Consider the following 16,379-nt stretch of genomic DNA (forward strand, 5'->3'; position numbering starts at 1 on the left):
CAGTGGACATTTGCGTACACTCTCGGCCTGATCAACATTACCGGCGGTGATCGCGCGCCGCTGGCGGAGCGCGTGGTGAGCCCGGCCACCCCCCGGCGGTTCGGCTGCCCGCGAAGCTGAGGTTAGGCTGTCCTCACTTCAAGCACTGGAGGCATCCCCTCGTGTCCCCGCTTCCCCCCGGCAGCGCCGTCACCGCCCGGCACGTGCTCCGCCAGGCGCTGCGCCGCCAGCGCCGCCCAGTGCTGATCGGCGTGACCTTGCTCGGGCTGCACCAGGTCACCGAGGCGCTCGTGCCGGTGGCGATCGGCGTCATCATCGACCGGGCCGTGGTGACCGGCGACCCGTGGGCGCTCGCGTACTCCGTCGCCGGCCTCGCCGCCCTGTTCACCGTGCTGGCGTTCGCCTACCGCAACGGCGCCCGCCAGGCGTTCGCGGCCGTGGAGCGGGAGGCGCACCTGCTACGGGTGGAACTGGCCGAGCGCGCGCTCGACCCGCGCGGGCACCGCTCCGGCCTACGCGACGGCGAACTGCTCTCGGTCGCCGCCTCCGACGCCGAACTCTCCGCGTACGTGGTCCGGGTGGCCGGCTTCGGCGTCGCCGCGGTGAGCGCGCTGACCGTCGCGGCCGTCGCGCTGCTGGTCATCGACGTCCCGCTCGGACTCGGCGTGCTCATCGGCGTACCGGTGCTGGTCCTGGCGCTGCAACGGATGGCACCGCTGCTGTCCCGGCGCAGCGCCTCCCAGCAGGAGGCCCTCGCCGAGACCACGGCGCTCGCCGTCGACCTCGTCTCCGGCCTGCGCGTGCTGCGCGGCATCGGCGCCCAGCACCACGCCGCCGGCCGGTACGCCGCCGCCAGCCGGCGCGCCCTCGCCGTGACGCTGCGCGCCGCCAACACCAAGGGCCTGCACCTCGGGCTCACCACCGCCGCGAACGGCCTATTCCTCGCCGCTGTCGCCGGTGCCGCCGGCTGGCTCGCCCTGCGTGGCCGGCTCACCATCGGTGAACTGGTGACAGTGGTCGGGCTCGCGCAGTTCGTCGCCGAGCCGGTGCAGACGCTGGGCTACTGCGTGCAGTTGTTCGCGATGGCCCGCGCCTCCGCGGCCCGGGTCGCGCGCGTGCTCGGCGCCGAGCCGCTGACCCGGCCGGGCGCCGCGTCCCGGCCGGACCGTACGGACGGGCCGCGGCTCGTCCTCGACCACGTCGGGCACGCCGCGCTGGACGGGGTGTGCCTGCGGGTCGACCCGGGGGAGATCGTCGGCGTGCTGGCGTACGACCCGGCCGACGCGGACGCGCTGGTCGCATTGCTGTCCGGACGGGTGCCCGCGGACCGGCGCCGGGGCGCGGTACGCGTCGACGGCGTACCCGCCGACGACCTGGACATCGACGCGATGCGCGGCGCCGTGCTGGTCGAGCCGCACGACGTGACGCTGTTCGAGGGAACCGTGGCCGCCAACCTCGCCGCCGGCCGCAGCACCGACGAGGGACGCCTGCGCGCCGCGGTCCGGGCGGCCGCGGCGGACGACGTGGTGGACGCGCACCCCGGCGGCCTCGGCCACCGGCTCGTCGAGCGCGGCGCCAACCTCTCCGGCGGCCAGCGCCAGCGGCTCGGGCTGGCGCGGGCGTTGCACGCCGACCCGCCGGTGCTCGTGCTGCACGACCCCACGACCGCAGTGGACGCCGCCACCGAGGCCCAACTCGCCGACGGACTCGCCGGCGCGCGCCGCGACGCGCCCCGGGGCACGCTGCTGGTCACCAGCAGCCCCGCCCTGCTGCGGATCACCGACCGGGTGGTGGTGATCGCCGACGGCCGGGTGACCGCCGAAGGGACGCACGAGCACCTGCTGGCCACCGACGCCCGCTACCGCGAGGAGACACTGCGGTGACCGCTGACCCGCGTACCGCCGAACCCGGCCGGGCGTTGCTGCCCACCGCGACCGCCCGGCGGACCTGGACGACGCTCGGCGCGGAGTTCCGGCGGCGGCCCGGCCTCAGCGCCGCCGCGACCGCCGTGCTCGTCGCCGCCGCCACCGGCGGGCTGGTCGCGCCCTGGGTGCTCGGCCGCCTCGTCGACGACGTCATCGCCGATGCCCCGGTCTCCCGGATCGCCGGCCGGGTCGCGGTGATCGCCGGCGCGGCAGTGCTCACCGGGCTGCTCACCGCCGCCGGGGCCGCGCTCGCGTCCCGCCTGGGCGAGACCGTGCTGGCCCGGCTGCGCGAGCGGGTGCTCGACCGGGCGCTGCACCTGCCCTCGGCGACGCTGGAACGGGCCGGCACCGGTGACCTGCTGGCCCGGGTCGGCGACGACGTGGCGGTGGTGACGAACGTGATCGCGGTCAGCGGTCCGGCGTTCGTCGGCGCGCTGCTGTCCGTGGTGCTGACCGTGTTCGGGCTGGTCGCGCTCGACTGGCGGCTCGGCCTCGCCGGGCTGGTGGCAGCGCCCGCGTACGCGCTGGCGCTGCGCTGGTACCTGCGCCGGTCCGCGCCGTACTACGCCCGCGAGCGCGTCGCCACCGGCGAGCGGACACAGGCCATGGCCGGCGCGCTGCGCGGCGCGGCGACAGTGCGCGCGTACCGGACCGAGGACGCGCACGTCGCGGCGATCGCCGAGCGTTCCGGCGTGGCGCGCGACCTGTCGCTGGAGATCTTCAACCTGCACACCCGCTTCGGGCTGCGGATCAACAGGTCGGAGTTCCTCGGCCTGGCCGCGGTGCTCGTCGCCGGGTTCTTCCTGGTCCGCGCCGACCTGGTCACGGTGGGCGCGGCGACCACCGCCGCGCTCTACTTCCACCGGCTGTTCAACCCGATCGGCCTGCTGCTGATGGAGTCCGACTCGGTGCTGCAGGCCGGCGCGAGCCTCGCCCGGCTGGTCGGCGTGGCCACGCTGCCCGACACCGCCCCGTCCGCGCCGTCGGCGGCCGGGCGGCGCGGCCCGGCGGCGCTGGACGTCACGGTCCGCCGGCACCGCTACGACGACGACGGCCCCCTGGTCCTGGCCGACGTCGAGCTGCGCCTGGCCCCGGGTGAGCGGGTCGCGCTCGTGGGCGCCAGCGGCGCGGGCAAGAGCACGCTCGCCGGCATCGCCGCCGGGATCATCGCGCCCACCGACGGGTCGGTACGCCTGGGCGGCGTGCCGCTGACCGAGCGGGGCGAGCACGCCGTGCGGCGCGACGTCGCGCTGGTCAGCCAGGAGGTGCACGTCTTCGCCGGGCCGCTCGCCGAGGACCTGCGCCTGGCCGCCCCGGACGCCACCGACGCGGAACTGCTCGACGCGCTGGACCGGGTCGGCGCCACCACCTGGCTGCGCGCGCTGCCGGACGGGCTGGCCACGGCGGTCGGCGAGGGCGGCCACCGGCTCACCGCCGCGCAGGCCCAGCAGGTCGCCCTGGCCCGGCTGGTGCTGGCCGCGCCCGCCGTCGCCGTGCTGGACGAGGCCACCGCCGAGGCCGGCAGCGCCGGAGCGCGTGACCTGGACCGGGCGGCGCTGGCCGCCACCGAGGGACGGACCACGCTGATCGTGGCGCACCGGCTCAGCCAGGCGGTCGCCGCCGACCGGATCGTCCTGCTCGACCACGGGCGGATCGTGGAGCAGGGCACGCACTCGGAACTGCTCGCCGCCGACGGCCGGTACGGGCGTCTGTGGCGCTCCTGGAGCGTCCCGGTATGACCGCGCACCGCCCATCGACCCAGGTGAGGGGAACATGACCGACGCGCCGGCCCGCTTCGTGCTCTTCCCGGGGCGGCACCACCTGCTGACCCGGTTCCAGGCCGACTACCTGTGCCGGCTGGCCGGGGACGAGGCCACAGTGGTCTGGGCGGTGACGTCGGCCAACCACGAGAACACCAGACGCAACCCGGTGCCGTACCACCGGCGGGAAGCCGCGATCGAGCGGTTCAGCGTGCTGAGCGGGCTGCGCTCGGTGGTGGTGCCGATCTTCGACACCGCGTACACCGACGCGTTCGCCGAGGTGACGCTGAAATCCATCGCGGTGGCCACCGGGCTCGAACTCACCCCCGCCGACACGTTGCTGGCCTGCTCCACGCCGGAGGTCGCGAAACTGTACGAGCGGCTCGGCTTCCGGATCGCGCCGGTCGAGGCGGACCCGGACCTGCCCGAGCCGCCCGAACGGCCGTGGGACGTGCTGCTGCGCCTGGCCGCCGGGGACGAGACCTGGCGCGCGCTCACCCACCCGGCCAGCATCGACGTGTTCGAGCGCTACCGCCTGGTCGAGTCGATCCGATCGGTGGTGAACGACCCGCTCGTCGGCGACGAGGGCGGCCTCACGGTGACCCGCGACTACCGCACCTACGTGGAGGCGTTCGCCACTGCCGCGCAGCGCAAGTGGGACTCGGTGCGCGGGTACGTGCAGCCCGGCCGCATCGTGGACATCGGCTGCGGCGCGGGCGCGGTCCTGGAGCTGGCCGACCGGGAGGCCGCGCTGCGCGAGAGCGACCTGATCGGCGTGGAGGTCGCCCGCCACCTCTACCAGGAGTGCCTGCACAAGAAGGCGCAGGGCGTGTTCCGCAACGCCAACGTCTACTTCTTCCACCGCAACGTCCTCGGCGGCGCGGTGTTCAAGGACCGCTCGGTCGACACCACGCTCACGTTCGCGCTGACCCACGAGATCTGGTCGTACGGGCGGCAGCGGGAGTCGCTGCTGCAGTTCGCCCGCCGCATCCACGACCACACGGTGCCCGGCGGCGTCTGGATCAACAGCGACGTGTGCGGTCCGGACGACCCCGGGCGGCAGGTGCTGCTGCGGCTGTCGGCCGACGACGGCGACAACCCGGCCGCGCCCCGCCGCGATCTCGCCGAGCTGACCTCGGCGGAGGTCCGGCGCTACGTCGGCGGGCTGTCGACGCGGGCGCGGCTGGACCAGTTCGCCGTCGACTTCGCGTTCGACTTCGACCACGAGCCGCTTCCGGACGGCGCGGTACGCCTGTCGCTGGGCGCGGCGATGGACTACCTGACCCGCAAGGACTATACGGACAACTGGCTGTCGGAGACGCAGGAGCAGTTCTGCGGCCTGAGTTTCGCCGACTGGACGGCGCTGCTCACCGAGGCGGGGTTCGAGATCGGCCCGGCGTCGGCGCCGGTGCGCAACGAGTGGGTGATCGACAACCGGATCGCACCGGTCGCGTCCCTCACCGACCTCGACGGCCGGCCGCTGGACTGGCCGACCACCCACGTCCTCACCGTCGCCCACCGCCCCCGCAACCAGTGAGACCGACGGCGCCCGCCGCTGTCGGCGGGCGCCGTCGCCGCTCACCGGCTCAGCGCGATCCGGATCGCCAGGACGATCAGGATGAGCCCGGTCAGCCGTTCGATCACCAGCAGCACTGACGGCCGGGTCAGCCAGGGCTGCAACCTGTCGATGAGCATGATGTAGCAGGCCCACCAGAGCACGGCGAGACCGATGAACGTGGCGGCCAGCACCGCCGTGCGGGCCGCCGCCCCGTCGCCGGGCGTGACGAACTGCGGCACGAACGAGACGTAGAAGACGACCACCTTGACGTTCAACAGCTGGCTGGTGACGCCCATGACGAACGAGCGGCGGGCCACGTGCGGCTCGTCGGCGGCCGGGGCCTCCGGCACCGACGCGGGGCCGGTGTCCGGGTCCGGCCCGGCGCCGCCCGCGCCGACCGGGACCGGCTGCGCCGCCGGGGCCGTCCGGCGCGGCCGGGTGGCCCAGAGGATCGTGCCGCCCAGGTAGAGCAGGTACAGCGCGCCGGCGACGCGCAGCACCGTGTAGAGCGTCGGCGAGGAGACCAGCAGCGCGGACAGGCCGGCGGTGGCGAACGACGCGTGCACCAGCGCGGCGACGAACAGCCCGGCCAGCACCACGAACCCGGCCCGCCGGCCGTACCTGACGGTCTGCCGGGTGACGAGCGCGAAGTCGACGCCCGGCACGATGATGATGAGCAGGCTGGCGGCGACGAAACTGATGATCTGGATGTCAGACACGACGCCGGCTCTCCTGTCCTGCGGCGAGCGCCGGCGCCGCCTCCTCGATGACGGAGACACCGCTGTCCTGGCGTGGCCCGTGCCGGCGCCACTGTTCCCGCAGCCGGGTCCGGCCGTCCGGCAGCCGCTCGGGCCGGGACTCGCACTCGCCGACCACTATGGTGCCGTCGGTGAGCACCTCCAGGTAGGCGAAGCGAACCACGCCCTGGGCGTCGCAGGTTCCCGCGAGCCGGCCGTGCCGGACCGGGCCGCCGGTGATCTCCGCCCAGACCAGGTCGCCGCGCTGGTGGTAGTGCCCCCGCAGCGGCTCGGCGCCGTCACCGGCGTGGTCGACGGAGACGAAGACGCGGCCGTCGTAGTCGAATGTCGTCATCGCGCTCACGCCCACCGGGTGCTCACGTAGTCGTCACGGAACCGGCAGACCGTGCGGCCGGCGATCGAGTTCAGGATCATCGCGCTGCGGATCGGCAGGATGCTCAGGTTGGAGTCGACGAGCCCCTGCACGTACCGCCCCCGGTTCAGCACGAAGATCTTGTGGTCGTCGGCGTGCTTCCACCGGATCGAGTAGTCCGACTCGATCACCGGTTCGCCGCGCTCGTCCACGTCGATCAGCGCGGACAGCTCCGGATCGAAGGGGAGCGGGGCGAGCCGCCGGCCCGCCGCGACGATCACGTTCACCGCCCGGTGCCGTTCCTCACCGCTGCCGGCGGTGAGGCACTCCAGCTCCACCTCCCCGTCGAGCTGCCGGGCGCCGGTCACGGTACGGCTCGGCATGATCGTGACCGGGAACCGCCCGGTCCGCAGCCGCTCCTCGTAGTTGTGCTGGTAGACGCCGCGCAGCGTGCCGGGGGAGATGCCGTCGCTGGTGAGGATCTGCCCGGAGACGAGCCGTTCCCGCACGTCCCGGGACAGGTTGAGGAACGCCTCCTGGTAGGCGGGCCGGTACAGGTCGTTCGCCGAGGGGGAGTCCTCCAGCGGCGCGAACCAGGACCGCCGGCCGATCCACTTGATGTCGCGGCAGCCGCGGGCGAGCAGCGCTGCGACGCACTCCGCGCTGGTCTGGCCGCTGCCGATCACGACCCACGGCACGTCCGGCTCGTCGGGCACGCCGGCCAGGCGCCGGTTCAGCTCGTCGGCGACGAACAGGTGCCGGGGGTCGAGGGCGTCCAGGAAGTCCGGTACGAAGGGGACGGTCCCGCTGCCGAGCACCAGGTGCTGGGAGCGGGCGACCTCGACGCCGCCGCTGCGGGTGACTATCGCGCCGTCGAACTCGACCCGGTCGACGCGGGCACCGTAGGTGATGCGCGGCAACTGCTCCGCCGCCCACACCAGGTACTGCTGGTACTCGATCCGGGGGATGGTGTCGAAACCGGCGCCCAGCAGGGCGTAGACCCGGCCGGTGGTGACCAGGTAGTTGAGGAACGACAGCGGGTGCGTCGGGTCGTAGAGCGAGACCAGGTCCTTGACCCAGCCGGTCTGCATGCGCACGCCGCTGTGCAGCATCCCGTCGTGCCAGCCCGGCTGGTCCCGCGCCTCGAACAGCGCGATGTCGTGCGGCGCGAGCGCGTCGTACATCGCGGCGAGGCTCAGGTTCGCCGGCCCCGCGCCAATTCCCACTGTGTGATAGGTCTGCGTCATCAGTCTGCCTCTGTGTCTAGCCGTGCGGGACACGGATCGCGGATCGGGAGTTCAGCAGGGCGGTGGCGGCGAGTCGGCTGGCGGCCAGGACGGTCTTGGCGGCGCCGCCGCTGCCGCCGGTGAAGGTGTGCACGCCGCCGGCCACTGCGCGCAGGGCCAGGCCGGGCGGGTCGCTGTAGCAGTCGGCGGCGCTGACCGGCGGGCCGTCCGGGCGCGGGTCCAGGCCGGGCAGCCGCCGCGCGGCGACCGCCCGCACCCGAGCCGCCAGGCCGGAGTCCGGCGCGGGCGCGGGCGGGTCGACGTCCCAGCGGTCGCTGGGCAGCCCGAGAAGGACACGCCCCGGACCGGCGGGCCGCCCGTACAGGCCGCTCGTCTCGTCGACGAAACACGGCAGGTCGGCCCGGCCGGTGCGGTGGTGGGCGTACTGGATGTGCTTGGTGCGCAGCGTGCTCGGCAGCCCGGCGGCGCGCAGCAGGCCCGGCGTCCAGGCTCCGGCCGCCACCACGACGAGGTCGCCGGTGAGCCGGCGGCCGTCGCGCAGGTCGACCGCGCCGTCGCCGAGGCGGGCCACCGGCGTGGTCTCGGTCCGGTCCAGGCCCCGCAGGACGCTGCGGCGCAACCGGTCCGGGTCGAGGTGGCCGGCCCGGCGTTCCCAGACCCCCACCGTGCCGTCCGGGAGCCGGTCGAAGCCGAACCGCCGGGAGACCTCGTCGCGGGTCAGCACCTCGGCCCCGGCCACGCCGGCCGCCGCACCGGCGTCGACGGCGTCGAGCAGGTAGAGCGAGCCGGTGGCCCGCCACCCGGCGGCCGCGGCGAGCGCCGGGTCGTCCCGCAGTTCGGCGAGGCTCGCGGTGGCCAGGGCCCGGGCGGCCGGATCGGGCTCGAAGGCGCGTACCAGGCCACCGGAGGCGGCAGTGGCGTCGGCGTGCCCGCCGGCCGGGTCGCCGCCGTGCGGGCCGACCAGCACCGCCTCGGCGCCCGCGTCCCGCAGCCGCCGGGCGAGCAGGACACCGGCGAGGCCCGCGCCGACGACGAGCACGCGGGGCTCACCCACCGGAGGCCGCCGGTTCCGCGCCGCCGACGACGTCGAGCAGGCGGGCCGCCCGGTCCGGGTCACCGGGGTACGCGGCCAGCGCCGCCCGGACGACGGTGGCGCTGTCGAAGTGCGCCGGGCGCAGCGCCTGCTCACCCCGGGTCAGCTCGACGTCGGCGAGCACACCGTCCAGACCGGGTACGGCCCCGGCGCGTGTGGCGGCGTAGCGCGCCTTGAACGCCTCGTACGCCTCGGGCCGGAAGTCCGATTCGTAGCGGTCCGGCCGGTCCCAGCTCAGGAACGCCCGCACCACTGCGGGGTCCTCGTCGGCGAGGAACTCGTGCGCCCAGATCGCGTGCCCCCGGCTGGTGGAGAACTTCGCGCCGGTGAGCCGGTAGAACTCGTTCACCACCAGGCCGGTCGGCCGGTCGGGCAGCCCGGCGGCCAGGTGCAGGGCGGGGATGAGCAGCGCGTAGTAGAAGGCGTTGTCCACCCCGAGGAAGATCCACTGCTCGTCCACGTCCTGCCACGCGTCGAGGTACCCGGCCAGGGTGTCCGCGTCCGGCCGCAGGTGGCGGGCGGGCAGCAGCAGGTTCGCCAGGGCCATCTCGGCCCAGACGTCGATGCGCAGGCCGTCGTCCCACTCGATGCCCCAGTCCGTCGGGTACGCCAGCGGCACCTCCGGCAGCCCACCGTCCAGGTACGACGCGACGAGCCGGCGCAGCCGGGGCGGTAGCACCGCCCCGGACCAGAACCCGGCGAGCCGTTCCCGGTGCTCGTCCAGCCGCAGCACCGGCACCGTGTGGGTGACCGGCTCCGGTGGCGCGTCGCAACAGGTGGACCGCGCGTCGACCAGGTTCGCGGCGCTGCAGAAACCGCCGCACCCCTCGCAGGTGCCGCCGTTCGCGCCTGCCCCGCAGGCCGGGCAGCGCCCGGCGACCCGCACGTGGTGCAGGGTCCGCCGGCAGGCCGTGCAGGCGCGCAGCGACACCGGCGCGACCTCGACCACCTTCGCCTCGACCAGTTCGGTGAGCAGGCCGGCCATCGCCCGGCGGTACGCCTCGTCGGCCAGTGGGTCGGCCATCACGTCGTACCGGATCCGCGCGGCGCGCAACGCGGCGTGGATCAGCGACCCGTAGCGGGCGACCGTGTCGGCCGGCGTCTCGCCGTTCGCCTCCGCCCGGGCGAGCACGTAGTTCTGGTGGGCGTCCAGCCCGCACTGGGTCACCACCCGCCGGCCGGCGGCGCGCAGCGCGCGGGCCGCCACGTCCCCGGCGACGTACGGGCCGCTGAGGTGCCCGAGGTGCAGCGGACCGTTCGGGGTGGGCGGCGGGGTGACCAGGAGCACCGCGCCCCGCCCGGCCGGATCGTCAGCCACGGCCGGTCCCGTCGCCCGCGTCCGTCCGGCCGGTCTCGGGGCGCGGCATCCAGTAGACGCTCAGGATGGTCAGCGGCTGTTCGGGGGAGGGGTTGTGGATGACGTGGCGCTGCTCGGGTTCGAGCAGGATCACCCCGCCGGTCGGCACCTCGACCTTCTCGCCGCCCGCCTCGTAGATGGCGGTCCCGCGGGTCACCACGGCGAACTCCACCTCGGGGTGGACGTCCTCGGTGCTGCTGCCGCCGGGCGGGATCACGCACCACATGGCGTCGAACGGCAACGGGCCGAGATCGCGGTACTGGGTCCAGCGGCCGATCTGGATGCCGTACTCGTCGGTGAGCTCGGCGGTGTCGCTGACGTACCTTCGCATGTTCGTCCTCCTGGTCGGCGCGATGCCCGTCGGGCGCGCCGGACGGATCTGGGTTTGCGGAGAGTGACCGGAAGTGGTGCTTCTGCGACGCAGAGCCAACCGCCTGCCGGAGTGGCAATTCGACTTCGGTCGATAGCGTCGGACCCACTGTGGACCTAACCTCGGCTGGCCAACAGGAGCTACACCGGCAGATCACCGGCAATGGCGCTACTGATTGCCCGCTCAGTGGCCGCGCAGCGGTGGTCCGCCTGTACGAATCCACCAGAACCGGTACGGAGACGACGCTGTGATCGGCTACATGGATACGTTGGGTGACGAAATTGCTACCGCTCGGCGACGAGCCAACCTGACTCAGGAGGAACTGGCCGCCCGCACCGGACTGAGCGTCCGGAGCATCCGCAACCTGGAGTCGTCGCGGGTGACCCGCCCGCGCCCGGCGACAGTGCGGCTGCTGCGCGACGTGCTCGGCCTGCCGGCCCACCCGGCGCCGGCCCGGATCCGCCCCATGCAGTTGCCGCTGGAGATTCCCGGCTTCACCGGCCGTTCGGCACAACTACGGCAACTCGACCGGCTGCTCGACGGCGGACCGCGGCGGATGTCCAGCGTGGTGGTCTGCGTCCTGTCCGGACGCTCCGGGATCGGCAAGACGGCGCTGGCGCTGCGCTGGGCCCACCGGTCCGCCGCACGGTTCGTCGACGGGGTGCTGCACGTCCAGCTCGGCGGAAGCGACTCGCGCCGGCCGGCGGTGGCGCCCGCGGAGGCGCTCGCCGGCCTCATCGAGGCGCTCGACGTGCCCGGCGGCATTCCCTGCGGTCCGGCCGCGCGCACCGGGCTGTACCGCAGCGTGCTCGCCGGGCGCCGGATGCTCATCGTGCTCGACGACGCGCGCGACGCCGAACAGGTCCGGCCGCTGCTACCCGGTGTCCCCGGCTGCATGGTGGTGGTGACCAGCCGGGACCGCCTCACCGGACTGGTCGTCGGCGAGGCCGCGCGTCCGGTCGTGGTGGACGAGCTGGCGGCCGGTGAGGCGTGGGAGCTGCTGGCGGCCCGTCTCGGCGAGCGTCGCCTCACCGCCGAACGCGAGGCGGTACGGCAGATCATCGCCCACTGCGCGGGGGTGCCCCGGGCGCTGGCGGTGGTCGCCGCCCGCGCCGCCGTCGCGCCCCGGCTGCCGCTGGCGGAGGTGGCCCGCCAACTGCGGTAGGGGACCGGTGGACCGGGGCGGTCGCGCGGCGCGGGCACCCCGGTCAGCGCCGGTCGGCGCGGGTGCCGGCACGGGCGGACACGTGGGCCGGCACCGGCGCGGTCGGCGGGAGCGCCGGGTCGGTCACCGGCTGCTCCCAGCGGGCCACGAGCGGAAGCTCGCCGGCCCAGAGTCCGAGCGCCGCGTCCGGGCTGTCGCCGTCGTCCGGCGGGCCGCTGCGCGTCTTCACCGACGCCTCGGCCAGCGGCAGCGCCAGCAGGGCCGTGGCCGCCAGCTCCCGCCGGTTCGGGCGGCGGGCGTGGTCCCACTGGCCAGGGGCGACGTGCTCGGTGAGCAGGCGGAGTCCGTGCAGCTTCTCCTCGGTGCCGGTCACCCACCGGGGCCGGCCGTAGATCATCGCGCTGCGGTAGTTGACGCCGTGCTCGAACACCGAGCGCGCCAGCACCAGGCCGTCGACCACGGTGACCGTGACGCAGACGTCGGTGTCGGTGGTGAGGCTCCGGCTGGCCACCGAGCCGTGCAGGTAGAGGTGGCGGTCGTCGAACCCGTAGACGGTCGGCACCACCATCGGGTGACCGTCCACCAGGACGCCGAGGTGGCAGACGAACCCGGCCCGGAGCACGTCCAACAGGGCGGCGCGGTCGCGGTGCCCCTTCTCCTTCATCCGGCGCAGGCTCGTGCGGGGCGTCGCGGACAACTGCCCGTCGGCATCGGTCATGGCTGATCTCCCGTCGGTCCCGCCGTTTCTACCGGGCCGGACGGCGCTCCTCAAGAGGGCCGGCGGAGACGACCGGTCAGGTCGGCGGGTGCTCGCGGCAGCCCCGCGGTCGCCTGCTCAGCGGACCTTCCTCGTCGGTCGCTTACGAGGCGGCGTCAGCAGTTCGGCGATCGCCGAGATCGCGGACGGCACCAGACGGTAGTACGCCCACACACCCCGCTTCTCCCGCTCGATCAGACCGGCCTCGGTGAGGATCCGAAGGTGATGGCTGACGGTCGGCTGGGAGAGCCCGAGCGGCGCGGTGAGGTCGCTGACGGACGCCTCGCCCTCCGGAGCGGACTGGATCAGGCTGAGCAGGCGCAGCCGGGCCGGGTCGGCCAACGCCTTCAGCACTCCCGCGAGGCGTTCGGCATCGGCACGCTTGATCGGCTCGCCGGTCAGCGGCGAGATGGCAGGGGTGGCAGTTTTCGCAGTTCCCACGCTTGCATCGTTGCATCAACGGCCGCCGCATGCCGGTGCAACCAGGACCGGATCATGGTGAGTCGCACGACAGGGGTGTCAGGCGGTGGGGCGCAGGTCGGCGAGCAGCCGTTCCACCCGGGCGCGGATCTCGTCCCGGATGGGGCGTACCGCGTCGACGCCCTTGCCCGCGGGGTCTTCCAGCTTCCAGTCCTCGTACCGCTTGCCCGGGAAGACGGGGCAGGCGTCACCGCAGCCCATGGTGACGATGACGTCCGAGGACTCCGCCGTCTCGTACTCCAGGCGCTTGGGGGTCTGGTCGGTGATGTCGATGCCGACCTCCCGCATGGCCTCGACGGCGGCGGGGTTGACCTGGTCGGCGGGCGCGCTTCCGGCGGAGCGGACCTCGACGGTGTCGCCGGCGAGGTGGCGCAGCCACCCGGCGGCCATCTGGGAACGGCCGGCGTTGTGCACGCAGACGAACAGGACGCTGGGTTTGTCGCTCATCGGGTCTCCATGATCCTGATGGTTGCCGTGACGTGCCGCGGCGCGGTCGGGGCATCTCATGGCCGGGTTCCCGGCGCGGGGAACAGGCGGGCACGGGCCCACAGCGACACGTAGACCAGGCCGACGAGAACCGGAACCTCGATCAGCGGGCCGACGACGCCGGCGAGGGCCTGGCCGGAGGCGATCCCGAAGGTGCCGATCGCGACCGCGATCGCCAGTTCGAAGTTGTTGCCCGCCGCGGTGAAGGCCAGGGTGGTGGTGCGTTCGTAGTTCAGGCCGATGGCCCGGCCGAGCAGGTAGGAGCCGGCCCACATGAGGGCGAAGTAGGCCAGCAGCGGCAGGGCGATGCGGGCCACGTCGACCGGCCGGTCGGTGATGGCCTCACCCTGCAGGGCGAACAGGACGACGATGGTGAACAGCAGTCCGTACAGGGCGACGGGTCCGACCCTGGGCAGGAATCGCCGCTCGTACCAGTCGCGGCCCCTGGTCCGTTCGCCGAGGCGGCGGGACAGGTAGCCGGCGAGCAGGGGGATGCCGAGGAAGACGAGCACGTTGCCGGCGATCTCCCAGCCGGAGACCTGCAGCGCGGCGCCGTCCAGACCCAGCCAGCCCGGCAGCACCGACAGGTAGAACCAGCCGAGCAGGCCGAACGCGAGGACCTGGAACACCGAGTTGACGGCGACGAGGACCGCTGCCGCCTCCCGGTCGCCGCAGGCCAGGTCGTTCCAGATGATGACCATCGCGATGCAGCGGGCCAGGCCGACGATGATCAGACCGGTGCGGTACTCCGGCTGGTCGGCCAGGAACATCCAGGCCAGGGCGAACATGACGGCGGGACCGACGATCCAGTTGAGGATCAGCGACGAGACCAGGAGGCGCCGGTCACCGGTGACGGTGTCGAGGCGGTCGTAACGGACCTTGGCCAGTACCGGATACATCATGATCAGCAGGCCGAGAGCGATGGGCAGGGAGATGCCACCGACCTCGACGGCGTCGAGAGCGTCGTCCAGGCCGGGAACGATCCGGCCGAGCAGCAGGCCGGCGACCATGGCCAGGCCGATCCAGACCGGCAGGAACCGGTCGAGGCGCGAGAGGCGTGCCACCAACGGTGGGGCGTCTTCGGCTCTGGTGGCGGTGCTCATCGGTCTGCTCCCGTGGATCGTCGGTGCCGGCGCGTGCGCGTCGGGTGAGGTCGCCCTGTGCCGGGCGGCTGCGTCGGGCGCCCGCAGACTGAGGCGGTGATCAGGCCGGCTTCCCGCAGGGTGCGGCGGTGTGCGGGGCGACGCGATCGACGCGGTCGGCGAGGTCGGCGTAGGCCGCCTCGAACGCTTCGTCGGTGTCGACGCGGGCCGGGTCCGGCACGGACCAGTGCAGGCGGGGGCGGACCGGCCCGGTGAGTTCCTCGTGGGCGTTGTCGCAGACGGCGATGACCAGGTCGCCGTCCCGGACGACGTCGTCGACGTGTGCGGTGCCGGCCGGGCCGAGGTCGAGGGCGTGGCGGTGGGCCACGGCGAGCGCGCGGGGATGGACCCGCGGCGCCGGCCTGGTGCCGGCGGATGCGGCGTCGCCGTTGGCGCGCTGCCTCCACAGGGCCGCGGCCAGTTGCGAGCGGGCGGAGTTGTGGGTGCAGACGAAGACGACCCGATGCGCGCCCGCCAGTGGTGGCGGCGTGAGGGCGGAGAGGGCGGCCGGTCGGAGTCGAAGGTAGATGCGTCGCCGATCGCCCTCCGACCGGCCCCGGACGACGAGGCCCGCGTCGGCGAGGACCTTGACGTGATGGGCGACCAGGTTCGTCGGCATGGCGAGGGTGTGTGCGATCTCCCCGGGTGAGGCGTCGCCCAGGGTGAGCGCGTCCACGATGGCCAGGCGGGCCGGGTCGCCCAACGCCGCATGGACCCGCGCGCGCTCGACCAGCGAATAAGACTCAATGTCCATTGACTCAATAATTTCTGATTAATCTGGAGGCGTCAAGCCGGCGCGGCCGGATCCCCCGGGAGCGCGAGTCGCCGCGCGGTGGTCTACCGCTGCGCCGCGGCGGTCGGCTCGATCGACAGCAGGCCGGCGAGCTGGCGCAGGATCTGTGGCCGCGCCCGGTAGTAGACCCACGTGCCCCGCCGTTCGGCGTCCACCAGGCCTGCCTCGCGCAAGGTCTTGAGGTGATGAGAGATCGTCGGCCCGGTCAGGTCGAACGCCGGCGTCAGGTCGCACACGCAGGCCTCGCCGCCGTCGGCGGACGCGATCATCGACATCAGCTGCAGCCGTACCGGATCACCGAGGGCCTTGAACGCGGGCGCGAGGATCGCGGCCGTCTCTGCCGGGACCCGGCGCTGCGCCAGTGGGGGGCAGCACGGCGCGTCGGCGTCGAGGTCGACGAGGGGGATCGGCGCTTGGCGCTTCGGCATGCCTCTAGGTTGACATCCATCTAATCAGCGTGCAACTCTCTGTTTAGACATATGTCAAGACAAGGTGCTCCCAGGAAATGAGGCTCGTCATGTTCGGCTTCCCGCGTCGCCGGCCGTCATCCGTGGCAGGGGTCCGGTTCTGCGACTCCTGCGCCCGGGTGTCCACTCCCGCGCAGAGGATCGCCCGCCTCCGCGACCGCGCCCGCACCACCGCCTACGCGCTGACGGCACCCCGCTGAGAAGCGGGACCGCTGCCCTGCGGATCGCCCGCTCCGGCGCCTGCTAGGCTTCCATCGTCAATCGGCGATTAACGATGGAGGGAGAGATGATGGGGGACCTCCTCGACCGCGACACCGCGCAGACCTATGCCTCGTGGTTCCGGGCCCTCGCGGACCCGACGCGGGTGCAGGTGGTGGAGTACCTGGCCCGCCACGCCCGGCCGATGAGTGTGGGGGAGATCGTCGCCGCCGTCGGGCTCGCCCAGTCCACCGTCTCCCAGCACCTGAAGATCCTCACCGAGGTGCGGTTCGTGCTCGTCGAGCCGGTCGGCACCGCACGCCACTACCGCATCAACGACGCCTGTGTCGGGTGCTTCCCGTCCGCCGCCGACGTCGTCATGGGCCGCCCGGCCCCCGATCCGGTCGGAGCCTGCTGAGGCAGGCGTCACCCGCACCTCTTGATCCGCCATTCTCAACACCGAGGAGTTCC

At 73.7% G+C, this 16,379-nt stretch carries 17 protein-coding genes; 5 read left to right on the plus strand and 12 right to left on the minus strand.

Annotation, left to right across the window (positions count from 1 at the left end):
- Positions 1-161: 161 nt before the first annotated feature.
- The 3 genes from A4R25_RS03300 to A4R25_RS03310 are packed head-to-tail and all read left to right on the plus strand — an operon-like array spanning position 162 to position 5,222.
- Entirely contained in the window at positions 162-1,883 is a 1,722-nt protein-coding gene (locus A4R25_RS03300) for an ABC transporter ATP-binding protein (RefSeq protein ID WP_064445558.1), read from the plus strand.
- Complete coding sequence (locus A4R25_RS03305; RefSeq protein ID WP_064445559.1) at positions 1,880-3,664, plus strand: ABC transporter ATP-binding protein; 1,785 nt, start codon at positions 1,880-1,882, stop codon at positions 3,662-3,664. Before A4R25_RS03300 ends, A4R25_RS03305 begins: the two co-directional genes overlap by 4 nt.
- A gap of 34 nt (positions 3,665-3,698) precedes the next feature.
- A complete protein-coding gene (locus A4R25_RS03310) occupies positions 3,699-5,222 on the plus strand; it encodes a hypothetical protein (protein ID WP_064445560.1) in 1,524 nt (507 codons plus the stop codon).
- A gap of 41 nt (positions 5,223-5,263) precedes the next feature.
- Here A4R25_RS03310 and A4R25_RS03315 read toward each other — a convergent pair whose 3' ends face one another.
- From A4R25_RS03315 to A4R25_RS03340, 6 genes are read right to left on the minus strand one after another with little or no spacing between them, the layout of a single operon-like run.
- Positions 5,264-5,962 (minus strand): LysE family translocator, encoded by a 699-nt coding sequence (locus A4R25_RS03315; RefSeq protein WP_064445561.1) that lies wholly within the window; start codon positions 5,960-5,962, stop codon positions 5,264-5,266.
- Entirely contained in the window at positions 5,955-6,335 is a 381-nt protein-coding gene (locus A4R25_RS03320; RefSeq protein ID WP_231915419.1) for a hypothetical protein, read from the minus strand. Before A4R25_RS03320 ends, A4R25_RS03315 begins: the two co-directional genes overlap by 8 nt.
- Positions 6,336-6,340: 5 nt before the next feature.
- A complete protein-coding gene (locus tag A4R25_RS03325) occupies positions 6,341-7,600 on the minus strand; it encodes a lysine N(6)-hydroxylase/L-ornithine N(5)-oxygenase family protein (protein WP_064445563.1) in 1,260 nt (419 codons plus the stop codon).
- Positions 7,601-7,616: 16 nt separating this feature from the next.
- Positions 7,617-8,654 (minus strand): FAD-binding oxidoreductase, encoded by a 1,038-nt coding sequence (locus A4R25_RS03330; RefSeq protein ID WP_064446456.1) that lies wholly within the window; start codon positions 8,652-8,654, stop codon positions 7,617-7,619.
- Complete coding sequence (locus tag A4R25_RS03335; RefSeq protein ID WP_064445564.1) at positions 8,647-10,011, minus strand: class I tRNA ligase family protein; 1,365 nt, start codon at positions 10,009-10,011, stop codon at positions 8,647-8,649. Before A4R25_RS03335 ends, A4R25_RS03330 begins: the two co-directional genes overlap by 8 nt.
- On the minus strand, positions 10,004-10,381 hold the full coding sequence (locus A4R25_RS03340) for a cupin domain-containing protein (RefSeq protein ID WP_064445565.1): 378 nt from the start codon (positions 10,379-10,381) through the stop codon (positions 10,004-10,006). The genes A4R25_RS03335 and A4R25_RS03340 overlap by 8 nt, the downstream gene beginning before the upstream one ends.
- Before the next feature lie 298 nt (positions 10,382-10,679).
- On the opposite strand from A4R25_RS03340, the gene A4R25_RS03345 reads away from it, so the two are divergent.
- Complete coding sequence (locus A4R25_RS03345) at positions 10,680-11,585, plus strand: helix-turn-helix domain-containing protein (protein WP_205796698.1); 906 nt, start codon at positions 10,680-10,682, stop codon at positions 11,583-11,585.
- 43 nt (positions 11,586-11,628) lie between these two features.
- On the opposite strand, the gene A4R25_RS03350 is transcribed toward A4R25_RS03345, so the two are convergent.
- The 6 genes from A4R25_RS03350 to A4R25_RS03375 all read right to left on the minus strand — a co-directional run bounded on the left by A4R25_RS03350 (position 11,629) and on the right by A4R25_RS03375 (position 15,671).
- Complete coding sequence (locus tag A4R25_RS03350; RefSeq protein ID WP_064445566.1) at positions 11,629-12,303, minus strand: pyridoxamine 5'-phosphate oxidase family protein; 675 nt, start codon at positions 12,301-12,303, stop codon at positions 11,629-11,631.
- Between the two features lie 117 nt (positions 12,304-12,420).
- The gene (locus tag A4R25_RS03355) at positions 12,421-12,783 is read right to left on the minus strand and encodes a helix-turn-helix transcriptional regulator (RefSeq protein ID WP_043323144.1); all 363 of its coding nucleotides are present in this window, start codon (positions 12,781-12,783) and stop codon (positions 12,421-12,423) included.
- A gap of 78 nt (positions 12,784-12,861) precedes the next feature.
- The gene (locus A4R25_RS03360; RefSeq protein ID WP_043323146.1) at positions 12,862-13,269 is read right to left on the minus strand and encodes an arsenate reductase ArsC; all 408 of its coding nucleotides are present in this window, start codon (positions 13,267-13,269) and stop codon (positions 12,862-12,864) included.
- Positions 13,270-13,325: 56 nt separating this feature from the next.
- Positions 13,326-14,411: an ACR3 family arsenite efflux transporter gene (gene arsB, locus A4R25_RS03365; protein WP_043323148.1), complete on the minus strand. Its 1,086-nt coding sequence runs from the start codon at positions 14,409-14,411 to the stop codon at positions 13,326-13,328.
- A gap of 100 nt (positions 14,412-14,511) precedes the next feature.
- Positions 14,512-15,204, minus strand: coding sequence for a helix-turn-helix domain-containing protein (locus A4R25_RS03370; RefSeq protein ID WP_064445567.1), 693 nt, complete (start codon positions 15,202-15,204; stop codon positions 14,512-14,514).
- Between the two features lie 83 nt (positions 15,205-15,287).
- A complete protein-coding gene (locus A4R25_RS03375) occupies positions 15,288-15,671 on the minus strand; it encodes a metalloregulator ArsR/SmtB family transcription factor (protein WP_064445568.1) in 384 nt (127 codons plus the stop codon).
- Positions 15,672-15,999: 328 nt separating this feature from the next.
- Here A4R25_RS03375 and A4R25_RS03380 point away from each other — a divergent pair, with 328 nt between their 5' ends.
- Complete coding sequence (locus A4R25_RS03380) at positions 16,000-16,326, plus strand: ArsR/SmtB family transcription factor (protein ID WP_369799347.1); 327 nt, start codon at positions 16,000-16,002, stop codon at positions 16,324-16,326.
- Positions 16,327-16,379: the final 53 nt, after the last annotated feature.

This window comes from Micromonospora sp. NBRC 110037 (assembly GCF_001652995.1).
In the GTDB taxonomy this organism is placed as follows: domain Bacteria; phylum Actinomycetota; class Actinomycetes; order Mycobacteriales; family Micromonosporaceae; genus Micromonospora; species Micromonospora chalcea.

What these genes read in the sequence shown, in the direction of transcription:
- A4R25_RS03310 (WP_064445560.1), top strand. Translation starts at nt 3,699, where the DNA reads ATGACCGACGCGCCGGCCCGCTTCGTGCTCTTCCCGGGGCGGCACCAC.
- A4R25_RS03320 (WP_231915419.1), bottom strand. Translation starts at nt 6,335, where the DNA reads ATGACGACATTCGACTACGACGGCCGCGTCTTCGTCTCCGTCGACCAC.
- A4R25_RS03325 (WP_064445563.1), bottom strand. Translation starts at nt 7,600, where the DNA reads ATGACGCAGACCTATCACACAGTGGGAATTGGCGCGGGGCCGGCGAAC.
- A4R25_RS03340 (WP_064445565.1), bottom strand. Translation starts at nt 10,381, where the DNA reads ATGCGAAGGTACGTCAGCGACACCGCCGAGCTCACCGACGAGTACGGC.
- A4R25_RS03345 (WP_205796698.1), top strand. Translation starts at nt 10,680, where the DNA reads ATGGATACGTTGGGTGACGAAATTGCTACCGCTCGGCGACGAGCCAAC.
- A4R25_RS03350 (WP_064445566.1), bottom strand. Translation starts at nt 12,303, where the DNA reads ATGACCGATGCCGACGGGCAGTTGTCCGCGACGCCCCGCACGAGCCTG.
- A4R25_RS03360 (WP_043323146.1), bottom strand. Translation starts at nt 13,269, where the DNA reads ATGAGCGACAAACCCAGCGTCCTGTTCGTCTGCGTGCACAACGCCGGC.
- arsB (WP_043323148.1), bottom strand. Translation starts at nt 14,411, where the DNA reads ATGAGCACCGCCACCAGAGCCGAAGACGCCCCACCGTTGGTGGCACGC.
- A4R25_RS03370 (WP_064445567.1), bottom strand. Translation starts at nt 15,204, where the DNA reads ATGGACATTGAGTCTTATTCGCTGGTCGAGCGCGCGCGGGTCCATGCG.
- A4R25_RS03375 (WP_064445568.1), bottom strand. Translation starts at nt 15,671, where the DNA reads ATGCCGAAGCGCCAAGCGCCGATCCCCCTCGTCGACCTCGACGCCGAC.
- A4R25_RS03380 (WP_369799347.1), top strand. Translation starts at nt 16,000, where the DNA reads ATGGGGGACCTCCTCGACCGCGACACCGCGCAGACCTATGCCTCGTGG.